This window comes from Pasteurella canis, from assembly GCF_020810675.1.
In the GTDB taxonomy this organism is placed as follows: domain Bacteria; phylum Pseudomonadota; class Gammaproteobacteria; order Enterobacterales; family Pasteurellaceae; genus Pasteurella; species Pasteurella canis.
Window position 1 is genome coordinate 863,821 of record NZ_CP085871.1, and the last position, 12,592, is coordinate 876,412.

Here is a 12,592-nt window from a genome sequence, read left to right on the forward strand (position 1 = left end):
ACTTACTGAAAGTGCGGTCTTTTTAATGAAAAGATCGCACTTTTTTTATCCTTTTTTAAACGAGTTTTGCTAGTTTTTTCCTCTCTTAAGCATGTATAAACACAGTTGTTAAATTTGTTAAATTATTTTTCTTAATATTTAAAGCTAAAAATAAATTAAAATACAGAATATAAATCCTGTAAAATATAATTTATTCACCAAAATAAAGCATTTATTCCTATTGACTCAAGGCAATATTTCATTATATTTCTAAATCCTAACATTTTTTTAACCAAAACTAACAAAAACAAAGGTTGTGATTATGACAACATCATCTCAAAGTCGCGAAACGTTCTCTGGACGTAAAGCATTTATTTTTGCGGCAATCGGTTCTGCCGTTGGGCTAGGAAATATCTGGCGTTTTCCTTATGTAACATATGAAAATGGTGGTGGTGCTTTTATCATCCCTTACTTAGTCGCATTATTAACTGCAGGTATTCCACTTTTATTTCTTGATTATGCGATCGGTCATAAATATCGAGCATCTCCCCCACTTGCTTTTCGTAAGCTAAATAAAAATTTTGAAACCTTTGGTTGGTGGCAAGTTATGATCAATGTGATCATCGGTATTTACTATGCCGTTATTCTTGGCTGGGCTGCATCTTATACTTTCTTCTCGTTAAATAGTGCTTGGGGTGCAGATCCTGCTAGCTTCTTCTTTAAAGACTATTTACAAATGGCAGAAGGCGTTTCCATCAGTTTTGATTTCGTAAGCAGTATCACTGGACCATTAGTCGCTGTATGGCTTTTCATTTTAGCAATTTTAGCATTAGGTGTACAAAAAGGAATCGGCAAATCCGCTGCATTCTTTATGCCATTATTAACGATCATGTTTGTCATTTTAGTTATCACCGCACTGTTCTTACCTGGTGCAACTAAAGGCTTAGATGCGTTATTCACACCTGACTGGTCTAAACTATTAGAGCCAACTGTTTGGGTTGCCGCTTATGGGCAAATTTTCTTCTCATTATCTATCTGTTTCGGAATCATGATCACTTACTCTTCTTATTTGAAAAAACAAAGTGATTTAACAGGTTCGGGCTTAGTGGTTGGCTTCGCCAATAGTAGCTTTGAATTACTCGCAGGTATTGGAGTATTCGCTGCACTCGGTTTTATGGCAACAGCAGGTGGTAAAGAAGTAAGTGAGGTAGCAACATCGGGTATTGGTCTAGCATTCATTGCATTTCCTGCTATTATTGACCAAGCACCGTTCGGCGCGGTTATCGGAGTATTATTCTTTGGTTCATTATTATTCGCGGGTATTACTTCCTTAATGTCGATCTTAGAAGTGATTATTTCTGCAGTACAAGATAAATTAAGATTGCGTCGCTCTATTGCTACAGCTGCAGTCTGTACACCAATGGCATTTGTTTCAATCTTATTATTTGGTACAACGACAGGCTTACCTGTATTAGATGTATTAGATAAATTCGTCAATAGTTTCGGTATCGTTGCCGTAGGTCTCATGGTGATTTATGCCATCTTAATCAATGAGTCTTTGTCAGGTTTAGCTGCCCACATTAATGAAACTTCCTCATTCAAAGTCGGGGTAGTATGGCGTGTATTAATTGGTACCGTCACATCAACTGTGCTTGTTTATATGCTATTTACTGAGATCAATAAAGTTGCTACAGAAGGTTATGGTGGTTATCCAGATTGGTTTGTAAACACATTTGGCTGGGGAATGGCAATTGGTTTAGGGGTAATCGCTTTCTTACTATCACGCTTACCTTGGAAATATTTAACTGATTCAACAAAAGGAGATAAATAATGAGCACTAGTGCAATTATCATGATGTTAGTCGCATTGGCTATCATCTGGGGCGGCTTAATCATCTCTGTCTCTCGATTACCAAAAGAATAAAATAGACGACTATATTTTAATCAGCACCAGCAATGGTGCTGATTTTTTCTAAATGTAATTCTATCGCAATCCTGCCCAATCATTTCTACATACTGAAAAACATTTTAGCTTATAAAACAATATATTATAAAAAATATAATATCGCATTATCTATAAACAAATGAGAAATATTGTCATTTCTCTAGCTTAAATTTTATGACTTGGGTAAAATAGCCATCGTCTATTAATTTCATCAAAAGTGCGGCAAATTTTTAGCTACTTTTACTATGGAGAAAACAAAATGGCCTACACCACTTTTTCACAAAACAAGAACGATCAATTAAAAGAGCCAATGTTTTTTGGTCAGAACGTGAATGTTGCTCGTTATGACCAACAAAAATACGAGACTTTTGAGAAACTGATCGAAAAACAACTTTCTTTCTTTTGGCGTCCTGAAGAAGTCGATGTCTCACAAGATCGCATTGACTATCAAGCCTTACCAGATCATGAAAAGCATATTTTCATCAGTAACTTAAAATATCAAACTCTTTTAGATTCGATTCAAGGTCGTAGTCCAAACGTTGCATTATTGCCATTAGTTTCCATTCCTGAACTTGAAACTTGGATTGAAACTTGGACATTCTCTGAAACTATTCACTCTCGATCATATACACATATTATCCGCAATATTGTCAATGATCCGTCAGTTATTTTTGATGATATTGTGACTAATGAAGAAATTATTAAACGCGCTAAAGATATTTCATCTTACTACGATGACTTAATCCGTGATTCACAGCTCTATACACTCTATGGTGAAGGGACGTATACTGTTGATGGACAGGAATGTATCGTTACATTACGCAATCTTAAAAAACAACTTTATCTATGCTTAATGAGTGTTAATGCACTTGAAGCAATTCGTTTCTATGTGTCATTTGCTTGTTCATTTGCTTTTGCTGAGCGTAAATTAATGGAAGGTAATGCAAAAATCATTAAATTTATCGCACGTGATGAAGCATTACATTTAACAGGTACTCAACATATTTTAAATATTATGGCATCAGGTCAAGATGATCCAGAAATGGCTGAAATTGTGGAAGAATGTAAACAAGAAGCTTACGATTTATTTGTTGCGGCTGCTGAACAAGAAAAAGAATGGGCTGACTATTTATTTAAAGATGGTTCAATGATCGGTCTTAACCGTGATATTTTGGTACAATATGTTGAATATATCACCAATATCCGTATGCAAGCAGTAGGCTTACCATTGCCATTCCAAGCTCGCTCAAACCCAATTCCATGGATCAACGCATGGTTAGTATCAGACAATGTACAAGTTGCGCCACAAGAAGTTGAAGTGAGTTCTTACCTTGTTGGTCAAATTGACTCTAAAGTTGATACCAAAGACTTTGGTGATTTTGATCTATAAAATTAGCTAAAAATAGACCGCACTTTTCTAACAAAAAACTGTGCGGTCTTTATTTATTGGAAAATAAAAAATGAAACAAGTTTATGTTGTTCATGGGTATACAGCTTCAGCGAATGCGCATTGGTTCCCTTACTTAGCACAACAACTTCAGCAAACTGATATCGCTTGTTATTGCCTTAATATGCCTGATTCTATGCAACCAAATCCTACAGAATGGCTTGATTATCTCAAACAACATCTACAATTAACAGAACAAACCCTAGTCGTTGGACATAGTTTGGGTTGTATTGCTACTCTCAACTTACTTCTGAGTCGACAGCAACCAATATTAAGCGGTATTTTTGTGTCTGGCTTTAACCAGACTATACCACACCTAGCTGAACTCACCCCCTTCATAGACATTTATCAAGAGCTTTTAGTCAAAAGTGGATTGAGCATAAAGCAATTATTTAATAGAACACCTTGTGCTATTGCTGCATATGATGATCATATTGTCCCCCATCAATATACTGATACATTAGCCACATCACTACAAGCAAACTATATACGTTTACAGCAAGGTGGACATTTCCTTGATCGCGAAGGTTGGAAAGAGTTCCCCCTCGTGTTACAACAAATTCAAACATATTTTAATAACGAATGAAAATTCATCTAATCCACAGTCAAATTACTCTTGAATACAATAACCAGCTCTCTTTGCTTTCTCATTTAGAAAACAACGGGATTTTTCATGAATACCAATGCCGTTCTGGTTATTGTGGCTCTTGTCGCGTTAAAATCAGAAAAGGAAAAGTATCCTATAAAGAACCGCCACTTGCCTTTATTCAATCTAACGAAATCTTGCTCTGTTGCTGTCATGTTGAAGAAGACTTAGAAATTGAGATGTAGATAACTCGATTTTGTCATAAACAGTAAAAACTGACCGCACTTTATCAACTGTAAACATAGCGAAGATATTCACTAATCTGATCTAAAAAGTCATTCTCTCAGCTCTTACTTTCCATCTCCTTATGCAATCCCCGTTGCTTTATTGTCATTACAATCTCAATCACTACCAAAAACTAGAAAGGCAAAGTATCAAAATTGTTTACCTTGCCTTTCCTTTAAATTGTTATCTTTTAAATGAGTTTTTGTAATTTAGCTGGAATGCCCTGCCTTACTGCCGAACCACAGACCCAATCAACCCATGGAGAAACAATTTCTTTTGTGTTATCTAACAAGCCTAAATCATTAATATTCACACCACGTTTAATTTGTGGGTGACCCGCAATAGCTTTGCCATCAACTACATAGCCTGTAGCACCTAATTGTTTATGTCCATAACCATGTTCAATTGCAATCGTCCCTTTTATCACACCATCCATCACAACAAGTTGAACATTTTGTTTACCACCTGGCGTCATCAAAACAACTAAATCACCGTGCTGTAGTCCTTGTTCTGTGGCATCTTGCTGGTTCATTGCGACAATACCATCAGGCTTAATACTATGTAAACGCAATAAGGGGGCCGTAATACTACTCATTAAGTTTGATTTAAAAGAAATCAATTTAAATGGCCATTCTTTTGTAGGATAGTGGCTTTCCAAAGTAGAGCCATCCGCAAACTGAGGTTCAAAATATTTTGGACAACCATGATAATGCTTCCCTGTTTGTGCATGCTTCGCTTTAGCAACAGTTTCATTCCAAATTTGCAAACAATTTTTCCAACGTGCTTGCATATTATCCTCTTGCCATGCACTCTGATACGCTGCAAAACGCCCACCTTTACAATACACATTAGCAACTTTCAAAACTTCTTCTGCTTTCAAGGTTTGTTGTAATTTAGGTATTAAACGCTGCACTCCTGTTAACAATAAGTCCTCTTCAGTCGCATCATTCACAGGTGTTTTTCCATCATAGGCAATATTGGCTGCCGCGCGTAAAAAATAGTCTTCACTACAATTCAACGGGTAGCTATTTTTTTGTTTATCCATAATCGCATTATCACCAAAACCAGGTAAATGCATGGCTTTTGCAATCGCAATAATAAAACTCTCCATACATACAACATCACCCTCTGCTGTTTTTGCATTTTGTGACTGAATAACTGGCCAACGTGCAGTACTGGTTTTTGTTGGTACACCTGCCCATGGTGTACTAAATCCCCAACTCTCGAAATTATGTGTATCTGGTACAATATAATCGGCTAATGCTGTTGTTTCATTCATAAAAGCATCAACAGCAATAAACAAAGGTAACACGTTTGGATCGCGTAATTTTGTTTCGGTCACATGATGAATCCCAGTCATACCATAAATAGGGTTGCTCATATGACTAATCCAAGCTTTAAGGGAATAAGGATAACCTTGTAGCGCAGAAGTTATCATTTCAGACATTTGCCCGCCAACAAAAGGATACCAAGAGGCTTTTGCAGGGTAAGGAGATATTCCTTGTTCGACTTTACGTTTAAATTCGCTCGATTTCTCATAAGCTTTTTTACTACGGGCTAAGTTAGTCCCTTTGGGTTTGACCATCTCTGGGAAATTAGCTAAGTCATAGCGTGGTCCACCACCGAAGTCTTTAAACTTACCACCAGCCATACTCATACCGCCTTTCTTGTTCATATTACCGACCATTGCATTCAGTAATAAGATTGCCCAAGCAGTATAGAATCCTGTCCCATGCATAGTTCCACCATGTGTAATGGCTGTCGCACGATGACCATGTGAGGTAAACTCTTTAGCCAAATTAATGATGGTATCAGTAGGCACGCCACAATGAGCAGAATAAGCTTCAATACTATGTTCAAAACAAGACTCTTTAAACAGTTGCATCGCTGATTTCGCTAATACTTGTGAGCCATCTTTGAATGTGAGCAAATCTTCTACAAAAATGACCGCACTTTCACAATCCTTAGCCGCAATAAATGTTCCTGTTTGCTCATCTTTGACGATAATTTCACCATCAACGGGGTTTTCAGGCGCTGGCATGTCAACAAGATCTTGTAAGCGAATAGCCTGTCCATAACGTTTATGTGTTGGATCAGCAATAAATAAATGCGTTGCATTACAAAAACTCACTGCATTTACTTTTTGCATTGCTTCTTCGCTTGGTATTGCTAAATAGGCTGCGTTATAACGTTCATTTTCAATAATCCAACGTAACATACCTAAAGATAAGGACAAATCGGTACCTGGAATAATAGGGACCCAACGATTTTGTTTCACTGCACGACTGTTAGTTAACTCCAAACGAGGTGCGACAACAACATAATCAAAATGGTCCTCTGTACGTTGTTTTGCTAATTGCCGTGCTTGACGTTTAAATGGGTTTCCAGCTTGAGCTGGTGAGGTTCCCATAAATAAAATGAATTCTGCATGATCCCAATCAGGCTTGGCATGTGAATTATTCGCCAAATCATTCATAAATGCCCCAGAACCAGCTCGGTAAGATAGACCACAAAACGAACCGTGTGAAGCAAAATTAATCGTACCAAAACTATTATTCGCAAAACGTTTCAATAATGGTTGGCGACCCTCAGGACCCGCAAAAGTAACCATTAACTGATTAACTTTTGCCCCGAAATCTGGATTATCAGTATCAACAAGTGTTTTCAAATCACGAATTGCTTTTAAACCATCAACATGACCTTCGCCAAATAAATCTCCACCATTAACGACTTCGTCTACTAATTGTTCAAAGCTGATTGTTTTCCATTTACCCTCACCCCGTTTTCCTACTCTTTTCAGTGGCTGAGTAATACGATAAGGACTATTAATTCCCTCTAGAAAGGCTGCACCCCTTGCACAAGCAGTGGATCGATTATCTAATCCATTTTCTCCTGCTACGCTGAGTTCTGCTTGCTGAATAGGTTGGTTAAAATCGAGATGTTGATCTGCAGATAAAGGATGATATGGATTGCCATTAATACGTAATACTTGATTTTTTTCTAAATCGACTCGTGTACGTAAACCACATAATGTCCAGCACCCCATACATTGAGTATTACATACAACTTGTTTCCCATTCGCTACCAATTGACCATGTTGAACTTGATATTCTGGTAATAACGCATTGCCATGAATTTTATCTGCTGTATGTTCGCCAGAGGTACCGTTAATCAACCCTACCGCCATTTCTTTCACTTTAGGTGAATAACCTGCTACAAAAGCTGTTGCCGTACCCAATGCTAATCCACCTTTTAATAGATTACGTCGTTGGTTATTCATATTTTCCCCCTGTAAAATCCATTTGAGATAAAGCTGAACTTAATAATTGCCATAACAAGATGCCAACAAAAAGCCATAAACTAAATACAGATAAAATACCAATCGCCCCATCAATATGCCAAGTAAGATGATAAGGATTCATTAACGCATTATATTTCGCCACACTTTGTACTTGGATCAATACAATCCAGCGTACTAACCAAGTAAAACACAATGCAATTAATAAGCGAATACAATCCAGTAATAATGAATGAGGTAAATAAATCAGAATAGATAATGCAGCTACACAAATAATTGCTAACATTGGTAATGGGCTAAACTGCCAAAGTTGTGTTAATTGGAATGCGGTCTGCTCTGACGAAGCATACAGACCGCCTAAAGTCCCTATAAAAATAATCAAACTCATCAAAATAAGATGAGAAAAGTAAGTTGGCATCGCTTGCTGAGTAAAACACGCAATAAAAAAGCGACAAAGCAATAATGCCGTTGGGAATGCACTAAATAAAATCAATGGCATTAACCCATAGTGATGCCATAATGGTCTTGCTTCAACAACAAATACTTCCATTGTGGTATACACTAAAATCAAACATGCCAATAGCAACGAAAATAATCGGAAGATCTTCGTCCACATTGCCAAGTTGAAATTTCCCCAATAAAGAATATGACAAAATTTAGGCAATTTTTGTTGTGGAATCACTTGGCGTAACAAACAGCCAAAATACCCCACGATAGCTAGCGTAAATAAAGGTAAAAAAATCGCCCCCCATGCCATCCACGACCAAGGTGTCAAATTCAGATAAAAATTTATAATGCGGCTGGGCTGATGGAGATCTGCTGTTAATGCAATAGGTGCAACAATCGCACAGCTGAGTGCAATCGTAATAGCAATAAACTCATAATATTGGTTTTTCTCCACTCGATAGATTAACCATCCAACAAGCACACTAGAAAAAGATAAACCAATGAAGAAGAAGTAACTCACTGCCCAAGGTAACCAAGCTATTGCTTGTGGTTCAACGAGGATTTCACGAATGATCATAAATTTGCCTCCTTACCTTGCCATAACATTGGCTGACCTTGTACTTGATTAACAAATGCCTCATCTAAGCCTAAATAAAAGACATGCGGAATTGTGCCTGAGTCTGGTTTTAAAACTTTTAATTCACTTTTATGTGCTGCGACCATTTTGCTAATTGTACTAGTTGGATCTTTTAAATCACCAATCACACGGGCGCCTCCTACACAACTTTCTACACAAGCAGGGAGTAACCCGACTTCAAGACGATGCGCACAAAAAGTACATTTATCAGCAGTCTTAGTTTCTTCATTAATAAAACGAGCATCATAAGGACAAGCCTGAACACAATAAGCACAACCGATACAACGTTCATTATTCACTACAACAATACCGTCTTTACGCTGATAAGTCGCCTGTACTGGACAAACGGGCACACAAGGGGGATTGTCACAGTGATTACACAGTCGTGGTAGCAATACATTATTAACAACTTGATTTTCATCAGTGACTTCATACTGACGAACAGTAGTTCTAAATTCACCAATTGGTGTTGCATTTTCAATCCCACAACTCACTGTACAAGATTGACAACCGATACAACGACGTAAATCTACCAACATCGCATAACGATGCGTTTCATCTCCTTCACGTCTAGCAGGTTGAAACTGACTTTCTGCTTGACTAAAAGGAATAAACGCCTGCCCCACACTTAACACAGATAAATTTTTAAGAAAAACTCGCTTACTCATTTTCATAGTGGCGTTCCTTTTAGTTATTATCATTAACCCAATTGAGTTATGACTTTTTTTAGCGTATTGTTAAGGAAGGTCAATAAAAAAACTATTGTGGTTTTCCACATAAAAAGTGAGTGAATTTGATTTCAATCAAGAAAAAGGAAGAAATGTGAAAAAGTGCGGTCAGTTTTTAAAAATTTTTATCTTGCTCATTGGGCTCTTACCTTGTTTCGCCTTCTCACAACAATGGAAAATCGGTATTTTGGCACAACGAGGTATTGCACATACACATGCTAAATGGCAACCTTGGATCGATTGGCTAAACCAACAATTTGAATCACAACATCAATTCTCATTGGTTACTTTAGATTTAAATGATTTAATCGAAGAACAGGCACAGGGGGTTGATTTTGTTTTAACTAATCAAGCACAATTCTTTTACCTCAATAATAATCAAGTGAGTTGGTTAGTCACATTAAGATCTCCTCGCCAAATTGAGCATGCGACAATGGGAAGAATTGGTAGCGCTATCTTAGTACGGCAAGATAGCCCATTTTATCAATTAACAGACCTAAAAAATAAAACTTTAAGCGCAGTTGGAAATAATGCCTTCGGTGGATTTTTGCTAGGATATAATGTCTTATACCAACATGGTTTAATTGAAAACAAAGATTTTCAGTTGAAATACACAGGATTTCCTGTAGACAATACGTTACTTCTATTACAAGAGAAAAAAGTTGATGGCGCGATTGTACCAGCCTGTATTTTAGAAGATCTCGCCCGTGAAGGTGTAATTAAACAAGAGGACTTCCGCCTACTTGCAGGTAAAGAAAATACATTAGGTTGCTTAGTCAGCACAGAATTATTACCTAACTGGTCATTAGCTGCATTACCTCAGGTTCCTGTTGATTTAACATCTAAATTAGTCAGGTTATTACTGAGTGAAATCCCCTCGCATTTACCACAATGGACACCACCTTATTCTACCTCACAAGCAGATACTATCTTACGTAGCCTATATAAACACCCAAAACAAGATTTATGGCAAAGTACAAAACATTGGTTTCAACAATATCGTGGCTGGATCATTTTTATTAGCTTATTATTTTTACTCAATTACCTTTGGATCAGCTTTCAGATCCATCGTAAAAGTAAAGCATTACAAAAAGCCTACCAAGAAATGCGTCAATATGAGCAACAATTAGCCCAAGCGGATCGCCTCAGTATTTTAGGCGAAATGAGTACAGGTATTGCTCACGAAATCAACCAACCATTATCTGCTATTCGTATGTATGTGGAAGGCATTAAATATCAGTTAAGTCAGCATGCAACCGAACAAAGAACAATTGAGATTCTTGACAAAGTCTTATTGCAAGTCGATCGCAGTGCAGAAATCATTCGTAATCTGATGAACTGGGCAAAAGGCAAAACAGACGATAAAACAGAATGTGTACAACTGCAAAAATTATTGCAACGTATTATTAGCTTCATGACATTACAACATCATAAACAACCACATATTGATTTAACTTGTCCATCTTCACTAAAAATTGAAGTTAAATCGACTATTCTAGAACAAGTCATTTGTAATTGTTTGTTGAACGCTTCGCAAGCTCATGCCAGTGAAATTCAAATTGAAGTTAAGCAGGAAGATAACTTTATTTATATTCATATTCTAGATAATGGGTCAGGCTTTGCTCCTGCCGAATTAAAATTTCCATTTGTTCCATTCCGTACCAGTAAAGCCAACGGGTTAGGTTTAGGATTAGTTTTATGCCAGCGCTTAATTCGCTCAATTGAAGGCGAAATTTCTTTACACAATCGTACAACACAATCTGGTGCGGAAGTGATTTTAAAATTGCCAAATAAGAAGGGGGAACTATGTTAATTCATCTTGTTGACGATGATTTAACAGTACTAGATGCTGCTCGTTTTTTATTAGAACAAGCAGGCTATCAAGTACAAACATGGTCAAATAGCCAAGAATTTGTCGATAATGTCCCATTATTTGAACAAGGTATTGTGCTATTAGATATGAAAATGCCACATTTAGATGGTCATCAAGTCCATCAATTTTTACAACAAAACCATAGTACGCTTGCAGTTGTGATTATGACGGCTCATGGTGATGTACCAATGGCAGTACAAGAGTTGAAACAAGGTGCGGTAGACTTTTTACAAAAACCTGTACAATTCAGCCAATTACAATCTGTATTAAAAATAGCAGCAGAAAAAACACAAACAAGCTATGAACGCTATAAAATTCAAAGTTGCTATGCTCTACTGAGTAGAAAAGAACATGATATACTTGAGCTATTAATTCAGGGCTGTATTAATAGACAAATTGCAGAAACCTTAAATATCTCAGTACGTACAGTCGAAGTACACCGCTCGCACATTATGGAAAAGATGCAAGCTCAAACCATTGCAGAACTTATCTATAAAACAGCACAACTTGGAAGTAAAAAATAAGGCAGCATCTAAAGCTGCCTTATTATTTATAGATTATTCAAATCCAATACATCTGTCATATCAAATAATCCATTTTCTTTATTTACCAACCATTTAGCTGCTCGCACGGCACCTTTGGCAAACGTCATACGACTCGTAGCTTTGTGTGCAATTTCAACTCGTTCGCCAATATCAGCAAACCATACACTATGTTCACCGACAACATCACTCGCACGAATAGTCGCAAAACCAATTTCATCAGGCTTACGTTCACCTGTAATCCCTTCACGTGTAAACACGCCATGTGTTTTTAAATCACGCCCTAATGTTTTTGCAATATGCTCACCCATTGATAATGCTGTACCAGAGGGCGCATCCACTTTATGACGATGATGTGCCTCAATAATTTCAATATCGCAATAATCACCCATCACTTTCGCTGCTTTTTCTAAGAGTTTAAAGACTAAATTTACACCTACACTAAAGTTTGAAGCAAACACAACTGGTATTTTTTGGGCTGCTTGCTGAATGTCTCTCTTTCCAGCCTCATCGAATCCTGTTGTACCAATCACTATTTTTTTGTGGTGCTCAACACAAAATTGTAAATGATTTAATGTACCTTCTGGACGAGTAAAATCAATCAATAAATCGAATTGATCTTTCTGGCTAATAAGATCATCCGAAACAGCAATCCCTAACTTACCAATACCCGCTAACTCGCCTACATCTACACCTACTAAAGAGGATCCTGGACGTTCAAATGCTGCCCCTAATATAACATCATTTGCTTCTGATACAGCCTGAATTAGCTGGCGTCCCATTCTACCACCAGCTCCGACTACTGCGATTCTTAATGTCATACGAT

Annotated in this window: 11 protein-coding genes; 7 read left to right on the forward strand and 4 right to left on the reverse strand. The window is 37.2% G+C overall.

The window, feature by feature from the left end; genetic code table 11:
• Positions 1–301 precede the first annotated feature (301 nt).
• The 5 genes from K7G93_RS04105 to yfaE all read left to right on the forward strand — a co-directional run bounded on the left by K7G93_RS04105 (position 302) and on the right by yfaE (position 4,201).
• Entirely contained in the window at positions 302–1,810 is a 1,509-nt protein-coding gene (locus K7G93_RS04105) for a sodium-dependent transporter (protein ID WP_226690552.1), read from the forward strand.
• A complete protein-coding gene (locus K7G93_RS04110) occupies positions 1,810–1,902 on the forward strand; it encodes a methionine/alanine import family NSS transporter small subunit (RefSeq protein WP_049214196.1) in 93 nt (30 codons plus the stop codon). The genes K7G93_RS04105 and K7G93_RS04110 overlap by 1 nt, the downstream gene beginning before the upstream one ends.
• 280 nt (positions 1,903–2,182) lie before the next feature.
• Positions 2,183–3,313, forward strand: coding sequence for a class Ia ribonucleoside-diphosphate reductase subunit beta (gene nrdB, locus K7G93_RS04115; RefSeq protein WP_049214194.1), 1,131 nt, complete (start codon positions 2,183–2,185; stop codon positions 3,311–3,313).
• A 70-nt stretch (positions 3,314–3,383) separates the two neighbouring features.
• Complete coding sequence (locus K7G93_RS04120) at positions 3,384–3,956, forward strand: RBBP9/YdeN family alpha/beta hydrolase (protein ID WP_049214192.1); 573 nt, start codon at positions 3,384–3,386, stop codon at positions 3,954–3,956.
• Entirely contained in the window at positions 3,953–4,201 is a 249-nt protein-coding gene (yfaE, locus tag K7G93_RS04125; protein ID WP_160530882.1) for a class I ribonucleotide reductase maintenance protein YfaE, read from the forward strand. Before K7G93_RS04120 ends, yfaE begins: the two co-directional genes overlap by 4 nt.
• A 230-nt stretch (positions 4,202–4,431) precedes the next feature.
• On the opposite strand, the gene K7G93_RS04130 is transcribed toward yfaE, so the two are convergent.
• Genes K7G93_RS04130 through ttrB form a run of 3 tightly spaced genes read right to left on the reverse strand, consistent with a single transcriptional unit; the run spans position 4,432 to position 9,297 of the window.
• A complete protein-coding gene (locus K7G93_RS04130; protein ID WP_226690551.1) occupies positions 4,432–7,521 on the reverse strand; it encodes a tetrathionate reductase subunit A in 3,090 nt (1,029 codons plus the stop codon).
• Entirely contained in the window at positions 7,514–8,563 is a 1,050-nt protein-coding gene (gene nrfD, locus K7G93_RS04135; RefSeq protein WP_191134722.1) for an NrfD/PsrC family molybdoenzyme membrane anchor subunit, read from the reverse strand. The genes K7G93_RS04130 and nrfD overlap by 8 nt, the downstream gene beginning before the upstream one ends.
• The gene (gene ttrB, locus K7G93_RS04140; protein WP_049214187.1) at positions 8,560–9,297 is read right to left on the reverse strand and encodes a tetrathionate reductase subunit TtrB; all 738 of its coding nucleotides are present in this window, start codon (positions 9,295–9,297) and stop codon (positions 8,560–8,562) included. The genes nrfD and ttrB overlap by 4 nt, the downstream gene beginning before the upstream one ends.
• A gap of 148 nt (positions 9,298–9,445) precedes the next feature.
• On the opposite strand from ttrB, the gene K7G93_RS04145 reads away from it, so the two are divergent.
• Both K7G93_RS04145 and K7G93_RS04150 read left to right on the forward strand, forming a co-directional pair.
• Positions 9,446–11,164: a sensor histidine kinase gene (locus K7G93_RS04145; protein ID WP_226690549.1), complete on the forward strand. Its 1,719-nt coding sequence runs from the start codon at positions 9,446–9,448 to the stop codon at positions 11,162–11,164.
• Positions 11,158–11,748, forward strand: coding sequence for a response regulator (locus K7G93_RS04150; protein ID WP_115322615.1), 591 nt, complete (start codon positions 11,158–11,160; stop codon positions 11,746–11,748). Before K7G93_RS04145 ends, K7G93_RS04150 begins: the two co-directional genes overlap by 7 nt.
• 26 nt (positions 11,749–11,774) lie before the next feature.
• On the opposite strand, the gene dapB is transcribed toward K7G93_RS04150, so the two are convergent.
• Positions 11,775–12,587 (reverse strand): 4-hydroxy-tetrahydrodipicolinate reductase, encoded by an 813-nt coding sequence (gene dapB / locus K7G93_RS04155; RefSeq protein ID WP_191134720.1) that lies wholly within the window; start codon positions 12,585–12,587, stop codon positions 11,775–11,777.
• Positions 12,588–12,592 lie beyond the last annotated feature (5 nt).

What these genes read in the sequence shown, in the direction of transcription:
- K7G93_RS04105 (WP_226690552.1), top strand. Translation starts at nt 302, where the DNA reads ATGACAACATCATCTCAAAGTCGCGAAACGTTCTCTGGACGTAAAGCA.
- K7G93_RS04110 (WP_049214196.1), top strand. Translation starts at nt 1,810, where the DNA reads ATGAGCACTAGTGCAATTATCATGATGTTAGTCGCATTGGCTATCATC.
- nrdB (WP_049214194.1), top strand. Translation starts at nt 2,183, where the DNA reads ATGGCCTACACCACTTTTTCACAAAACAAGAACGATCAATTAAAAGAG.
- K7G93_RS04120 (WP_049214192.1), top strand. Translation starts at nt 3,384, where the DNA reads ATGAAACAAGTTTATGTTGTTCATGGGTATACAGCTTCAGCGAATGCG.
- yfaE (WP_160530882.1), top strand. Translation starts at nt 3,953, where the DNA reads ATGAAAATTCATCTAATCCACAGTCAAATTACTCTTGAATACAATAAC.
- K7G93_RS04130 (WP_226690551.1), bottom strand. Translation starts at nt 7,521, where the DNA reads ATGAATAACCAACGACGTAATCTATTAAAAGGTGGATTAGCATTGGGT.
- nrfD (WP_191134722.1), bottom strand. Translation starts at nt 8,563, where the DNA reads ATGATCATTCGTGAAATCCTCGTTGAACCACAAGCAATAGCTTGGTTA.
- ttrB (WP_049214187.1), bottom strand. Translation starts at nt 9,297, where the DNA reads ATGAAAATGAGTAAGCGAGTTTTTCTTAAAAATTTATCTGTGTTAAGT.
- K7G93_RS04150 (WP_115322615.1), top strand. Translation starts at nt 11,158, where the DNA reads ATGTTAATTCATCTTGTTGACGATGATTTAACAGTACTAGATGCTGCT.
- dapB (WP_191134720.1), bottom strand. Translation starts at nt 12,587, where the DNA reads ATGACATTAAGAATCGCAGTAGTCGGAGCTGGTGGTAGAATGGGACGC.